Annotated in this window: 12 protein-coding genes; 9 read left to right on the top strand and 3 right to left on the bottom strand. The window is 53.8% G+C overall.

Annotated elements, in window-relative coordinates; translation table 11 throughout:
• Nucleotides 1–182: 182 nt before the first annotated feature.
• From PAT3040_RS33830 to PAT3040_RS33795, 8 genes are all read left to right on the top strand, one after another.
• Nucleotides 183–1202, top strand: a complete 1020-nt coding sequence (locus PAT3040_RS33830; RefSeq protein ID WP_258235296.1) for a glycosyltransferase family 4 protein — start codon at nucleotides 183–185, stop codon at nucleotides 1200–1202.
• Nucleotides 1203–1205: 3 nt separating this feature from the next.
• Nucleotides 1206–2108: a glycosyltransferase gene (locus tag PAT3040_RS33825; protein WP_108996121.1), complete on the top strand. Its 903-nt coding sequence runs from the start codon at nucleotides 1206–1208 to the stop codon at nucleotides 2106–2108.
• 2 nt (nucleotides 2109–2110) lie between these two features.
• Nucleotides 2111–3463, top strand: a complete 1353-nt coding sequence (locus PAT3040_RS33820; RefSeq protein ID WP_258235295.1) for an oligosaccharide flippase family protein — start codon at nucleotides 2111–2113, stop codon at nucleotides 3461–3463.
• 9 nt (nucleotides 3464–3472) lie between these two features.
• Complete coding sequence (locus PAT3040_RS33815) at nucleotides 3473–4420, top strand: polysaccharide pyruvyl transferase family protein (RefSeq protein ID WP_108996403.1); 948 nt, start codon at nucleotides 3473–3475, stop codon at nucleotides 4418–4420.
• 30 nt (nucleotides 4421–4450) lie between these two features.
• The gene (locus PAT3040_RS33810) at nucleotides 4451–5839 is read left to right on the top strand and encodes a sugar phosphate nucleotidyltransferase (protein WP_108996120.1); all 1389 of its coding nucleotides are present in this window, start codon (nucleotides 4451–4453) and stop codon (nucleotides 5837–5839) included.
• Between the two features lie 14 nt (nucleotides 5840–5853).
• Nucleotides 5854–7194 carry a UDP-glucose dehydrogenase family protein gene (locus PAT3040_RS33805; protein WP_108996119.1) on the top strand — a complete coding sequence of 447 codons (1341 nt, stop codon included), beginning with the start codon at nucleotides 5854–5856 and terminating at the stop codon, nucleotides 7192–7194.
• A gap of 28 nt (nucleotides 7195–7222) precedes the next feature.
• The gene (locus PAT3040_RS33800) at nucleotides 7223–9523 is read left to right on the top strand and encodes a hypothetical protein (protein WP_146200635.1); all 2301 of its coding nucleotides are present in this window, start codon (nucleotides 7223–7225) and stop codon (nucleotides 9521–9523) included.
• 84 nt (nucleotides 9524–9607) lie between these two features.
• Nucleotides 9608–10585 carry a hypothetical protein gene (locus PAT3040_RS33795; RefSeq protein WP_146200634.1) on the top strand — a complete coding sequence of 326 codons (978 nt, stop codon included), beginning with the start codon at nucleotides 9608–9610 and terminating at the stop codon, nucleotides 10583–10585.
• A gap of 1 nt (nucleotide 10586) precedes the next feature.
• Here PAT3040_RS33795 and PAT3040_RS33790 read toward each other — a convergent pair whose 3' ends face one another.
• Both PAT3040_RS33790 and PAT3040_RS33785 read right to left on the bottom strand, forming a co-directional pair.
• Nucleotides 10587–10943, bottom strand: a complete 357-nt coding sequence (locus tag PAT3040_RS33790; RefSeq protein WP_087569331.1) for a helix-turn-helix domain-containing protein — start codon at nucleotides 10941–10943, stop codon at nucleotides 10587–10589.
• Between the two features lie 196 nt (nucleotides 10944–11139).
• Nucleotides 11140–12393 (bottom strand): serine hydrolase domain-containing protein, encoded by a 1254-nt coding sequence (locus PAT3040_RS33785; protein WP_108996116.1) that lies wholly within the window; start codon nucleotides 12391–12393, stop codon nucleotides 11140–11142.
• Nucleotides 12394–12503: 110 nt separating this feature from the next.
• Between PAT3040_RS33785 and PAT3040_RS33780 the strand changes: the two genes are divergently transcribed.
• A complete protein-coding gene (locus PAT3040_RS33780; RefSeq protein WP_087569329.1) occupies nucleotides 12504–12926 on the top strand; it encodes a VOC family protein in 423 nt (140 codons plus the stop codon).
• Nucleotides 12927–13008: 82 nt separating this feature from the next.
• Here PAT3040_RS33780 and PAT3040_RS33775 read toward each other — a convergent pair whose 3' ends face one another.
• Nucleotides 13009–13521 (bottom strand): SRPBCC domain-containing protein, encoded by a 513-nt coding sequence (locus PAT3040_RS33775; protein ID WP_108996115.1) that lies wholly within the window; start codon nucleotides 13519–13521, stop codon nucleotides 13009–13011.
• Between the last annotated feature and the right edge of the window lie 124 nt (nucleotides 13522–13645).

Here is a 13645-nt window from a genome sequence, read left to right as displayed (position 1 = left end):
AGCGGCTGGCAGTGTCGTAACGAGAGACATCCCATCCGCCGTACTGTCCGGGGGGACGCCCGCCAAAACGTTGAAGGAGATCGAGGTGCCGCCGGATTGGATTCGCAGATACAACTGACAGGGAAGGAATGAATGATGTGCGAATGGCCGACGCCGGGGAGAGAAGGCCGAAGAGAGTATGGATGTGGCCGAGAACAAGCGGACTAAACGTATACAATAATTTGTTGACGGAGGCGCTCATGGACGCCGGTCTAGACGTCAGGGATCTGAGCCATGGCAAGTTGATGCTTAAGATCGGTAAGGCAAGAAGAGGGGATGTCGTACATGTCCACTGGTTCCACCATGCCTATTGGCATAGGAATCCTGTCGTTTCCGCGCTAAAGTCGACCATCCTGATCCTTACCTTGACTTATATGCGCTTGCGGGGGATCAATCTCGTCTGGACGATCCATAATTTGTATCCCCATGACTCCGGACGCGGCGGGGCCGAGCGCTTGATGAGAAGGTTGATCTGCCGGTTCAGTACGGGCCTGATTGTAGCCTCGGAGTCGATTAAGCGTAAGGTCAAGGAGGAATTCGGCGTTCCGGAGCGCAAGCTCCATGTGGTAAAGCACGGTCATTATCTGGATGTCTACAAACCTCAAGGACTGCGAGTTCGAGAGCTGTACGGCATCGGCGACGACGACGACGTGTTCCTGTTTATGGGCGCCATTAAGCCTTATAAGGGCGTTGATGATTTGGTCGAAGCGTTCCGCATGGTCAGGACGGAACGAACGCATCTCATTATTGCCGGCAAAGCGGATGCGGAGCTGGAGCTTTATTTGCAGGGGCTTAGGCGGGAAGAGGGCGTTATTCTGATGCCCGGGTTCATCCCGAACGAAGAGGTAGCGGATTTGCTTAACGCCGCGGACGCCCTGGTTCTGCCATATAAAGAAATTACGACATCGGGTTCCGCGATTCTCGGTTTGACCTTTAAAAAGCTTGTCGTCATGCCGGATAACGAGTTTATCGATGACTATTTCCAGGAGCATATGGCTATTCGATACGATCCGAGCTTCGCAGGCGGTTTGGCAAGCGCTCTGGAAGAAGCGAGGATGCTGAAGAGGCAGCGCAAATCTCCCGATTACGAAGAAGCGCTTCGGGAGCTGGATTGGGATGTCATCGCGCGCAAGACGGAGCTCGTGTACGCGGGGAGGGGATGAACGATGAAGGCAACGGTCGCGATCTGTACGCATAACAGATCCAAAGATACCAGGGAAGCGGTGGAGAGCGTCATGTCCGGCGGGACAGATCTTGACGATTATGAAGTGATCGTCGTGGACAATCGGTCGACCGACGATACGGCTGCTGTCATGAAAGCTCTGCGAGAACGATACGGCGAGAGGCTGAGGTATGTATTCGAAGGAGAGCTTGGACTATCGGTCGCGCGCAATCGGGCCATTCGGGAGGCTAAGGGAACATACATCCTCTTTCTGGATGACGACGCGTTGGCCATGCCGGGATGGATGGAGGCGATTGTGGACGTATTCGAGAGCGATGCCGCCATCGGCTGCGTCGGGGGGCGGATTGACCCCGTCTGGGAAAGCGCCGAACCCGATTGGATACCGGAGGAGCATCGTTCGGTATTCACCATTCTGGATTACGCTCCAACGGTCACGGAGATGGAGGCTCCTTCGATTCCCTATGGCGCGAATGTCGCGTTCCGGCGGGAGCTGTTTCTCGACATCGGCCATTTCCGGGAAGATCTCGGCAGAAGGGGCGGCAAGCTGTTATCCAGCGAGGAGAGCGAGCTTATTGGACGGCTGAGGCGGAGCCACAAAGTTTATTATACGCCGCATGGCGGCGTCCGGCATAAAATCTCGAAGGAACGCGCCACCAGGAAGTGGTTCCTTAAGCGCATGTTCTGGCAAGGCGTAAGCGATGCCGTCAGGCGAGAGGACAGGAGCGCATTCGCCGTTGCGAAACACATCGTCAGACTGCTGCAGGCCGTCGTTTCCATGCTGCCGGCCGTCTTCCGCCCCAAAGCGTTTATCAGGCAGCTGGTCCATATTTGTTACCGCAACGGATCGTTGATCGGCATCCTTCGCTACGGCGGCGGCAGGAGCTGACAATGACGATGTCGCAATTGGCCATTCGTAAAGTTTGGAAAGGAAGCGGGTTAGCCGGTACGATCTTTCGCACAAGCGCAACGAATCTTCTCGTGATGGCGCTTAGCACGCTGACATCAATCGCAACGGCTCGCATGTTCGGAGTCGTCGGCAAAGGAGAGTTTTCGGCCATCCTGTTATGGCCGACTCTGCTGGCGGGCATCGTGTCCTTCGGTCTCCCGACTTCGCTTATCTACAACGTCAAGCGGCATCCCGGGAAGGAATCGCAGCTAATCCGAACGGGATTCCTGTTCCAGCTGCCCGTCGCGGCGGTGACGGGCGGCATCGCGTGGATCTTTATGCCGGCGTGGCTTGCCGGATATCCCGAGCCGGTGGTGGCTGCCGCCAGATGGTACGCCGCCGGCATGCTTCCCGTTCTGCTCGCCATCAACCTGCTTTCCGCGCTTGCCCAGAGCATGGGCCGTTTTCAAGTATATAACGGCGTGCGGTTATACGTGCCGCTCCTCAATCTCGCCGGACTTCTCGCTCTCTGGGCTGCGGGCAACCTGTCGTTGACCTCCGCGGCCGTCGTATTCCTAGTTACGACGGTAGCCGTTGCAGCGGCGGCAGCTTACAAGCTCCGCGAAAATCTTGTGGTTGGCTGGCTGAGGGGACTGCGGGACCGAATGGCGGCCAAAGCGTTGTTGGGTTACGGCAGCAAGGTGTTTGGGGTGGAGCTGCTGGGAACCGTGTACGCCCAATTCGACAAGCTGGTTATTCTGTCGATGCTGTCGGCCAGAGAGCTTGGGCTCTACACTGTCGTTTACGCGTTGTCCCGCGTGTTCAACGTTGTGCAGACCGCAATTACAAGCGTCGTGTTCCCCAAGGTTACGGGGCAGGACAACGGGGTCATTATTTCAACCGTCGGACGCGCTTTCAGGCTGACCATGCTGCTGATGACGCTTGTTGCCGTGCCCTGCATGCTAATCGGCCGATCGCTGATGGGTATGTTGTTCGGAGAACCGTTTCTGGATGCAAGCACGGCCTTCTATATTTTATCCGCGGAGTGCATCGTTGGCGGCGGAGCATGGATATTGGCGTCCGCCTTTAATGCGATGGGCAGGCCGGGACTTGTGCTCATCCGGCAAATGATCGCGCTGGCCGTGACGGTCGGACTGTTTTTCGCGCTAGTCCCGACATTTGGGCTTAACGGGATTGCAGCCGCCTTGCTGATCGGCGCCTGGGTCAGGCTTGCGGTCACGCTCCTGTCGATGCGGCTCGTTTTTCGCGTCAAGCTTGGAGCTTTACTCTTCCAGCGGGAAGATTTCCGTTTTCTCACGGAAGCCATTACGGCAAAAATGAAACGCAAGGAGTGAATGAAGATCATGTTGACGGTTCATGCCACCCATCCCATGGACGAGCTCAAACGTCGGCTCAGACCGATCCTGAAAGTCATACCGCCGGGTTCTACGGTTCAATACGTAGATTACCCGGTCTACAACAACGGCGGCGATCTGCTCATCATGAAAGGGACGGAGGCTTTCTTTCGGGACTACGGCATTCGTGTTTACGCCCGATACAGCGTCCTGGATTTCCCTGATCGGCTGAGCATGCCGCCGGAACATATTATCGTTCTTCAAGGCGGCGGCAATTTCGGGGATTTGTACCCCGTCCATCAGCAGCTCCGCGAGAGGATCGTATCGGAGTATACCGGCAATCGAGTGGTGATCCTGCCTCAGACGGTTTACTACCGGAACGAGTCCGAGTTCGACCGTACGGCGGAGATCTTTAATCGGCATCCCGATTTGCATCTCTTCGTCCGCGACCCGCAGTCCCATGATGCTGCGTCGAAGAAGTTCGTGCGCTGCTCCGTTCAGTTGGCGCCGGATATGGCGCATCAGCTATGGCCGATTGCCTCCAAGGCAGCACCGGCCAAGGAGCTTCTCCGGTTTCTGCGCACGGACATCGAGAAGGCGAGCGGGCAGGAGCAGCTGGAGTCCGCGCGCGATGGTGATTATCTGGACTGGAATTCGCTCTACAACCGCGTCGAACGGAAGTCGATCAGCATGATCGGAAGCGCGATGAGGCGGCGGAGCGGTATCCTGCCGATGGGCACGATATGGAACAAATACAGCGATTACCTGGTAGACAAGGCCATACGCAGGTTTAGCGAATACCGTTCCATCCAGACCTCCCGGCTTCACGGACATATATTATCGTGCCTGATGGACAAGCCCAACACGCTGCTGGACAATTCTTACGGCAAAAATTCGGGTTATTTTCACACATGGACAAGCGCCGTGCAGACGGCTCGACTGCATGGACAAGCATGATCGAAATCAGCATAAGGGAGCGTGGCCAGAATGAAAATTTTATTATTGTCCGGAGGTTCCGGCAAACGGCTTTGGCCTTTGTCTAATGATTCCAGATCCAAACAATTTCTAAAGGTACTCCCAGGCGCTGACGGTATGTTGGAATCCATGGTGAAGCGGGTATGGGGGCAGATCGAACGCGCAGGCATGCGGGAGCATGCTTATATCGCAACGGGCAAATCCCAGGTGGAGATGATTCAGAGTCAATTGGGCAGCGAGATCGAGCTGATTGTCGAACCCGAGCGAAGAGATACTTTCCCCGCCATCGCGCTAGCCGCAACGTATCTCTATTCGGTGCAAGGAGTCAGTATGGACGAGACGATCGTGGTCATGCCGGTCGATCCGTATGTGGAGGAGTCTTTCTTCGAAGTTAGCAAGGAGCTTGAGAAAGTGTTGAACGACTCCGGAGCCAATCTGGCGCTGATGGGCGTCAAACCAACCTATCCTTCCGAAAAATACGGCTATATCGTACCAGCCGGGCCTGGCCGAGAACCGGACGCCGGAGGCTATATCCATGTCGGCAGCTTCAAAGAAAAACCGACGGAATCGGAAGCGGCCGAGCTAATCGGCAGAGATGCGCTTTGGAACTGCGGAGTGTTCGCATTTAAGCTGGATTATCTCATTAATGTGCTCATTGCGTGCGGCTACCCCATCCAATACGACGAGATGCAGAAGCAATACGGCAAGCTGCCCAAGATCAGCTTCGATTACGAGATTGTGGAGCGTTCGAATCATATCGTCGCGCTCCCGTACGACGGCGAGTGGAAGGATCTCGGCACATGGAACACGCTTACGGAGGAGATGAATGCTTCTATCATCGGAAAAGGCATTATTGCGGGCAATTCCAGCGGCACTCATGTCATTAACGAGCTGGACATTCCCATTACGCTGCTGGGTTTGTCCAACGTCGTGGTGGCCGCGAGCCCGGACGGCATTCTCGTATCGGATAAACCTTCAAGCCCGATGATCAAAGAAATTATGAAACATTCTACTCAACGGCCCATGTACGAAGAACGGAGATGGGGGCGCTACAGAGTGCTCGATTATTTAAAATATCCGGATGGCAGCGAGGTACTGACCAAACGGCTCTGCATATCGCCGGACCATAATTTAAGCTACCAATATCATGAGCTTCGCAGCGAGGTGTGGACAGTTATCGCAGGCGAAGGCGATATGGCGATGAACGGGCAAGTATTTCAGGTACGCTCGGGCGATGTGCTGACGATCAAGCAGGGCTGCAGACACAGTCTTCGCGCGCGGACGGAAATGGAGATCATCGAAGTCCAGACGGGCAGCGAGCTGGTGGAGGAAGACATTGTCAGATTGGCGTATGACTGGGAAGAGATCGTTACCATTTGCGGAGCTCGCACTCCTCACTGAAAGGGGATATACGAATGAGAATCACGGTAGTCGGTACCGGATATGTAGGTCTCGTATCGGGCGTATGCTACGCGAAGCTGGGACATGACGTGATGTGCGTCGACAAGGATCCTGGCAAGATCCGGATTCTTAACGAGGGGGGCGTCCCCATTTACGAGCCTGGACTGAGGGAGCTGATAGCCGAGGTGCGTCAGGCGGGATCATTATCGTTCGGCACGGATTTGCCGAATGCCGTCCGTCGGTCGGAGTTGATTATTTTGGCCGTGGGCACGCCGCCTTTGCCAAACGGCGAAGCCAACCTGGCTTATATCGATCATGCGGCGTTGGAAGTAGCGGAGGCAATGAACGACCGCAAAATTATAGCGGTCAAAAGCACCGTACCCGTCGGCACGAATGAACGGCTGGCAGGTTTGATGCGATCCCGGTCGGCAGTTGCTTTCGACAGCATTTCCTTGCCCGAATTTCTGCGCGAAGGGTCCGCGATCCACGATACGCTTCATCCGGATCGTATCATCATTGGCGCGGATTCCGAGGAGGCGGCGAACAAGATGCTCGAGTTGCACGAGCCGCTTACAGATCGAATCATCGTGACGGACATACGAAGCGCGGAGATGATCAAATATGCCTCCAATGCCTTTCTGGCAACTAAAATTTCGTTTATTAACGAAATTGCTAATATTTGCGAGAAGGTTGGCGCAGATGTTTCCCAGGTGGCGGAGGGGATGGGCTGCGACAGAAGGATCGGCCCCTCATTTCTGCAAGCGGGCATCGGCTACGGAGGTTCCTGCTTTCCGAAGGATACGAACGCTCTCATACAAATTGCCGGGCATGTGAATTACGAATTCAAGCTGCTTCGATCCGTCGTCGAGGTGAACCAGGATCAGCGATTCAGCGTCATTCGCAAGCTTAACGCGATCTTCGGCGGAGAGCTTGAAGGGTTGAACGTTGCGGTGTGGGGTCTTGCGTTTAAGCCCAATACCGATGACGTAAGAGATACGCCGGCGCTAGAGATCATTGGGCGTCTTCTGGATGCGGGCGCGAAGGTGCGGGCCTATGATCCCGTCGCCTTGGACAACTTCCGAACGCTGCTGGGCAGAGAAGGCGTAACCTGGTGCGGAGACGCCATGGAAGCTGCGCAGGGGACGGACGCGTTATGTCTGCTTACCGATTGGCCCGAATTTGCCGGAGTAGACTTAAGCCGTCTTCAAGCCGCAATGGCCCGGCCCGTCTTAATTGATGGACGCAACGTGTTTCAGGAGAAGGAATTGCTCGGCACCGGGTTCGTTTATTATTCGGTCGGCCGTCCGAGCTTAAACAAGGGCGTGAAGCAGCCTATGCCCGCGCTGCAATTTTAAATAATCATACACATGGAGAGGAGAACGGATGATGAGAATGAAAAAAAGTTTGACGGCTTCCATGCTTGCGGCAGCCTTGTTGGGTACGTCGTTAACCGGATTGCCGTCCGGCATGGGAGGGCTGTCTGGCGGCCCCGAGTACGCGAGCGCCGCAGGCGATTCGGGGGCAAAGCTCCCATCGCGAGTATTTCTGGAGAGAATGAACGAGCTTCATAAGGCGCTCGCCGCAGGAGATCCCGTCGATGTGCAGGATGTCAGAAATCTGCGTGACGAGATAGCCGCTCTGGATGTGGATGCCAATCTCAAGCTGCTGGATCCCGTTTGGAACAAAATATCGACGAAGCTTCCGGATCACGTTGACGAACCGGAGCTAAAACGTACGCTTTTTCGCATTGTAAAATCTGTCGGTTCCTTCCGATACGACCCGGAAGCGTCTGATTTGGAGGAAATCCGCACGAATCCGGAATACCGGGCGGCCTTAAAGACGATTGCGGCGGCCGGAGGAAATCCTGATATTGTGATGGACGACTTCCTGGTCTTCCTGTTCGGTGACGGAGCGGGACGAAAGGGCGTAGAAGGAACGATCGCATCGGAGCTTGCGGGGATGTCATCCCTGGAGTTGCTCGGTTTGCTCGGAAGCAACGAAGGGATTACGAATGTACTGTTGCAAGCAACGGATAAGCTGCTTGCCAAGAAAGGTGACTATGCGTTTGTCGACATCCTGAGCGGACTCGGCGTTACGGCAAAGGATATTAGATCGCTTGTGCTGAACTTCCAGGTCAAGCTTCAGAAAGACGTTCCGGCCATTCGCGCGATGACGGTTGCTTACCTCCGTACGGCTTCCGAGGCTGTAGCGGCAGTGAGCGAAGACGGGCGGGAGCATCGTTATTCGCTGCGTGTCGCAGGTGTAGCCGTACCGCAAATTGCGCTGGTATGGTCGAAAGTATCCGGCGACTCCATTGTCACCGTCAGCTCTAAAGGCGTGGTGTCGATTCCGTCCAGTGCCCAAAAAGCTTCGGCTGTCATTCGGGCAAGTCTTCAGAATCCGTATGGCGGATCCCCGAAAGTTATATTCGAACAAGAGGTCACCTTGAAGGCAGTCGGCGATGGCGAGGAAGGCGAAGTGTTCCCGGTCGAAGCTTTCCTCGAGCGGATGAACAAGCTCAGGGATGCCCTGCTTGCGGGCGATCCCGCTGACATAGACGCGGTTCGCAGCTTTAGGGATGAATGGACGAAGCTTTCCTTCTCAAAGGATGGCAAGCTGCTGGATCCGCTATGGAAACGGGTAAAACCGAATTTGCCGAAAACGGTTGACGAGGCGAAGCTGAAAAGGGATCTGTTCGATATTCTCGTGGCCGTCGGTTCGTTCCGTTACGATCCCAAAGCTTCCGATCTGGAGGAAATCCGCAGCAATCCAGAATTCCGCGCAGCCTTAAAGACTCTCGCGGCGGCGGGAGGCGTTTCGAACGTAACGATGGACGACTTCCTTATTCTGCTGTTCGGCGATGGGAAAGAACGCGGAGGTTTGGAGGGCGAAATGCTGGAGAGTGTGTCCAAAATGAAACCATCCGAGCTTGCCCTTCTGCTGCGCAATAAGAATAAGCTGAGCGCGCTTGTCGCGGACTCGCTTGCAGGAATAATGGAGGAAGAAGAGGAGTATCCGCTGGCCAAGGCTCTTGCCGATCTTGGCGTCCGACCTGTCGATATGCGGCAAACGGCCAAGAGCTTCCAATCCAAATTCAAGCATGACGAGGAAGCGGCGCTGGCCATGGCGATTGCATATATCCGCTCGGAGGCCGAGGCGGCCGTCAAGGTGACGGATTACGGCAGACAGCATCAGTATTCGTTGTCTTTCCAAGGCATCGAGCTTCCGGATCATGCATTGCAGTGGAGCAAGGTGTCGGGTGACAAAGAGTTGTCGGTGAGCTCAAACGGCAGAGTGACGATTCCGAAGGGGACGGCATCTGCGACGGCGCTCATTCAAGCCGCTGTTTCGAATCCGAGCGGCAAAGGAGGCAAGGTCGTATTCCAGCAGGAAGTGACGCTGGTCAATGAACAAGAGGAGGACCAGACGGCTCAGAAAATCGCAGCATTGCTTCAAGCGTTGGATGGAAAGCTGGCCAAGATCGAGGTAAGGCTTGCTTCTTCCAAGACCGATATTCAGAAAGTGAGCTTGTTGCTGGATACGGCACGCGAAGGGAATCATGCCGCAAGAGAACTTCTTAAACTGAACGCGGGTGCGCAGCAGAAGGAAGAAGCATTGGCTCAAATCAAGACCAAGGTCAATGCCACGATAACAAAAATCATAAAGTCGCTTCTAGAATTTTAGAAGCTGGATGACCGGCGAACCGCTGCAAGCGGCTTCGCCGGAACGTCATTCTTTATGGATTTCCGAAGGCGGTGAATGCAAGCGATGTTAAAAAGGAACAGGTTCGGAAAAAGAATAAGACGAATCCGTAAGCCCAATATTGCCGTTATGGCGCTTGCCACGCTGACGGTCATTTTATTGCTCGCTTGGGGCGCACTGTATTGGCAGGATCAATCGGGCGGCACGGCAGTCGCGCAAGGGAACAATGAAAATGATCTGCCAGTTATCATGTTGGACTTGGACGCAGGTCAGGAGCTGCCGCAAGGAGGAGAACAAGGCGCAGTGCCGGAGGATCAGGAAGGAAAAGCAGGGAGCGGAGAGGCTGGAGGTCTGCTAGAGGAATTGAAGAATTCCCCGGGAGGACTTCTTGGCTTGGAGGAAGGCTGGCCGAACCTCCCAAGTTCCGAGCAAGAGGCAGGAGGCAACGATGACGATGTTACGCTACCGACTACGGGAGCGGATCCGACTGCGAATGGCAGCGACGACGATGCGAAGCAAAATTCCGGCGGTACAACGGCGAAGCCGGCTGTAACACCCACTCCTGCTCCGCCAACCAAGCCGTCACAAAAACCTGGACTCGGACCGATTGTTACGGACAAGCCGAGTTCGACTCCCGCGTCTACGGAGAAACCGGCCGCCTCGCCAGTGCCGTCTCCTACCACTGCACCTACGCCCGAAGAATCCGATAATGGGCTGGAACACCAATATGAGCTGGAATTGCTAGGTCTTCAGGCAGGCTGCATTATGGATGTGAAGTCGGTGCTTAAAGAGACGGAGACTCAAGTAGGGAATGTGGAAGCGACAGATCTAGTGGCGCTTCAGCGCATTGGAGCCGAAGCCGCCGCTAGTCTGGAAGCGGCAAGCGTTGTTTGCGAAACGCAATTTAACGAGGTTGCGGCAAGGGCTGGCCAAGACGGGGTGTCTGCCGAAAAAATAGGCGAGTGGGGGAAAACATACAATGAAGTTATGGAACAACTGCGGGCAGAAGCAGAGTTGAAGCTGCAGCAGATGCTCGGCATGTAAGTCAATCTTCCTCGGGGAGGGACCGATCGCGAAGAACCCGCTCCATCAAGCTGCGGATCAGCTCCAGATCGCCCTTCTCCAAGGGAACCCCGTCCCAATGGAGCTTGCCAATATTCAAATATTCCTTGGCATTGTGATTAATCTCGGCGGGTAGCTCCGCATAATCCGTAAGGCCTAACAAATAGTCGGCCGATGTGCGCAGTTTCCGGGATATCGTTTGGATGGACTCAATTGTGGGTTGTCTATAACCGGACTCGTATCCCGCATAGGTGCTTTTGGCGACACCTACATAATCCGCGACTTCCTGCATGGTCAATTTCCTTTTTTTCCTCAGCTGCTTCAGTCGTTGACCAAACATGGCATCTCCCCCTCAAGACTCATCTTTGATATCTTGTCCTTCTATTATGGTAGTATTCTCCTAGACAATGCAAACATAATTATAACATGATTTCCAATTGCATGTACAAGTAAACCCAATTATAATCCATAGCGGCGATTATTCCATGTAATGACCGGCTCAAGCTTATTGGCAAGCGCGAATAGAGGACCTTACGTTACTTTCGTTTCATGCCCAGGAAAGACAGCTCCCCCGTGTCATTGCGTTTGAAGATACATTCCCACTGGATCCAGTTATGATGAAACCGCTCCTCGGATATCGGGTATATGCGGTGAATTTCTCTGTCGTTCCATTGAAAGAACATACCGTCCTTATCCCGACTAACAATCGCTTTGCAGCCGAAACCTTCATAGACGCCGATATAAGCTGAGAATTGTTCCTGCGTCAGCGCGTAAGGCGCGGGGAATTCGGGAACGATTGTTTCCTTGCCGAAAACAAGCGAGGACAAGGCATCTGCAAGCTTCGTCGCCGGTACATAATCGTAATTCGTGAGCACGATAACGGTCGTTTCGTCATCCGGAAAGCGGTGCAGCTCGGAGCGGAAGCCGCGGTAGGCCCCTCCGTGGTAAATTCGTTTCCGGTCATGTTTCTCGTCAATAAACCAGCCGAGCCCGTAACCTGCGCCTTCCCTATAAAAGGCTTGTTCCAGTGTAGAACGTTTCACGAGTTTCGCAGAGTCGAAGGATTGCGCCCATGCGTACAAGTCGTCAATCGTAGAATACATGCCGCCCGCAGAGAAGACCGTCCCGATCTCAACGAATTCCGCGGGTATGGGACCATTGCCGGAAGCATGGTAAGCGGAGGCAAGACCTGGTATGAGGCTTCTGCCATCATTTACTCCGGTATTCCCGAGTCCAAGCGGCTGCAAGATACGGGTTGAGATAAATTGGCCGAACGTCATTCCGCTAGCGGCTTCGATAACGAGCCCAAGTAAATAGTAGCCCGAATTGTTGTAAGCAAACCGCTCCCCAGGCGCAAATTCCATAGATTGGCTCAGCAACAGGCGCAGTGTCTCCTCCCTGTAAACGGGTCTCTTGTTAAGCCCTTCGTTGTATGCCGGAATACTTGTGAAATTGGGAAGTCCGGAGACGTGGTTTATAGCTTGCCGAATCGTAATCGGAGGAGCGGCTTGCATCTCTGGAACAAATCGACTCAGCAAGTCATCGAAATGTAGCCGTCCTTCTTCGGCTAGCATAGCCGTTGCGAGCGCGGTGAAAGATTTCGTTACGGACCATACGCCGAACTTCGTATCCGTCCGATTAGGTACGTCGTGCTCCAGGCTAGCGTGTCCATAGGCCTCGCGAAACAATATTTCACCTTTCCGCGCCACGAGGATCGTGCCGCTGAACGGCCATTTGGCCATGTAATGATCCATGTATTGTCGCAAAGCTTGTCCGGTTGCGGTTGTCATGTTTAAAATCCTCCTTCAAGAATACTTTTTCTTATCATACACGTTCTGGCATTCATTTGCTCGGACATGCTATACTGGTCTCGAATCAGGACAAAAAAGGAGAGACGACGATGCCGATTAATGTTTATTTGAACTTCAATGGCAACACGCGCGAAGCCATCGAATTTTACGCAGAGGTCTTTGGACAAGAAGTTCCCAAAATCATGACCTTCGGCGAAGTGCCGGCCGACCCGAACCATCCGCTTCCAGAAGAAGCGAAAAACATGGTCATGCATTCCCGGTTAGAAATACTGGGGAGTATTGTTATGTTTTCGGATGTATTTCCAGGCATGCCGTTTACGATGGGCAACAACTTCTCGCTTTCTGTCGTTACGGAGGATCGGGATGTGCTTCAATCCGCGTTCAATCGGCTGCAAGAAGGCGGCAACGTCATAATGGAGCTGCAAGAAACGTTTTGGGCTCCGCTTTATGGCAGCCTTACGGACAAGTTCGGCGTACAATGGCAGTTTAATCTCGGCATGAACGAATTTTAAAGTATTAGTTCACTTTGAATGTTGAATCAGCAATAGAGCCGGACAAGATTTCTTGTCCGGCTCTATTGCTGATTGCAACGATTTATTTTTGGATTTCTGCCAATCGCTCGTCCAGACGATCCCAAGTTTCCGTGACGCCTTGCTCCATGCCCATGTCCAGAACAGTTTTCAGCGATTCCGCCGTATCATAAATACTAATGTTAATTAGTTTCGTTTTGCCTTCATAACTTTCGAATAGAAGCGTCGCATCCGTAGCCGGCATCTCTTCGGATAGATTGCCGTCTTTGTCGGAGAAGTAATCGGTGTACACAATCTTCTCATTTTCCACGATTTCTTTATAAAGGCTTTTTCCCCACGATTCCATACCGTAGAAATCTCCTTGTTCCTTGTCCTGGCAAGTCATGCAATAATGCCATGAGCCGCCTGGACGGAAATCGACCGTGCAATGAGTAATGGCCCAGCCGCGCGGGCCCCACCAGTGCTTCAGATGCTCGGCTTGCGAAAATGCCTGGAAAACCAGGGAGGGAGGGGCGTTGAATACGCGCTCCAAAGTTAATACGTTGCCTTCTGCTTTTACCATCATAGCTTGTGTCATTGATAATTCCTCCTAATCGTTAATGGTCCAACAAAGGACGGCGTTGCCGTTTCAACTCACTCTTGCAACTTCTTTAAGTATTCGTCTAGGTTGTCATAACGCTCGCTCCACAACTTGCGGTAGC

Origin of the sequence: Paenibacillus agaridevorans (genome assembly GCF_003112455.1) — a bacterium.
In the GTDB taxonomy this organism is placed as follows: domain Bacteria; phylum Bacillota; class Bacilli; order Paenibacillales; family Paenibacillaceae; genus Pristimantibacillus; species Pristimantibacillus agaridevorans.
Note: the sequence above shows the minus strand (reverse complement) of the source record. Positions and strands in the feature narration are given on the sequence as shown.

What these genes read in the sequence shown, in the direction of transcription:
- PAT3040_RS33830 (WP_258235296.1), top strand. Translation starts at nt 183, where the DNA reads ATGTGGCCGAGAACAAGCGGACTAAACGTATACAATAATTTGTTGACG.
- PAT3040_RS33825 (WP_108996121.1), top strand. Translation starts at nt 1,206, where the DNA reads ATGAAGGCAACGGTCGCGATCTGTACGCATAACAGATCCAAAGATACC.
- PAT3040_RS33820 (WP_258235295.1), top strand. Translation starts at nt 2,111, where the DNA reads ATGACGATGTCGCAATTGGCCATTCGTAAAGTTTGGAAAGGAAGCGGG.
- PAT3040_RS33815 (WP_108996403.1), top strand. Translation starts at nt 3,473, where the DNA reads ATGTTGACGGTTCATGCCACCCATCCCATGGACGAGCTCAAACGTCGG.
- PAT3040_RS33810 (WP_108996120.1), top strand. Translation starts at nt 4,451, where the DNA reads ATGAAAATTTTATTATTGTCCGGAGGTTCCGGCAAACGGCTTTGGCCT.
- PAT3040_RS33805 (WP_108996119.1), top strand. Translation starts at nt 5,854, where the DNA reads ATGAGAATCACGGTAGTCGGTACCGGATATGTAGGTCTCGTATCGGGC.
- PAT3040_RS33800 (WP_146200635.1), top strand. Translation starts at nt 7,223, where the DNA reads ATGATGAGAATGAAAAAAAGTTTGACGGCTTCCATGCTTGCGGCAGCC.
- PAT3040_RS33795 (WP_146200634.1), top strand. Translation starts at nt 9,608, where the DNA reads ATGTTAAAAAGGAACAGGTTCGGAAAAAGAATAAGACGAATCCGTAAG.
- PAT3040_RS33790 (WP_087569331.1), bottom strand. Translation starts at nt 10,943, where the DNA reads ATGTTTGGTCAACGACTGAAGCAGCTGAGGAAAAAAAGGAAATTGACC.
- PAT3040_RS33785 (WP_108996116.1), bottom strand. Translation starts at nt 12,393, where the DNA reads ATGACAACCGCAACCGGACAAGCTTTGCGACAATACATGGATCATTAC.
- PAT3040_RS33780 (WP_087569329.1), top strand. Translation starts at nt 12,504, where the DNA reads ATGCCGATTAATGTTTATTTGAACTTCAATGGCAACACGCGCGAAGCC.
- PAT3040_RS33775 (WP_108996115.1), bottom strand. Translation starts at nt 13,521, where the DNA reads ATGACACAAGCTATGATGGTAAAAGCAGAAGGCAACGTATTAACTTTG.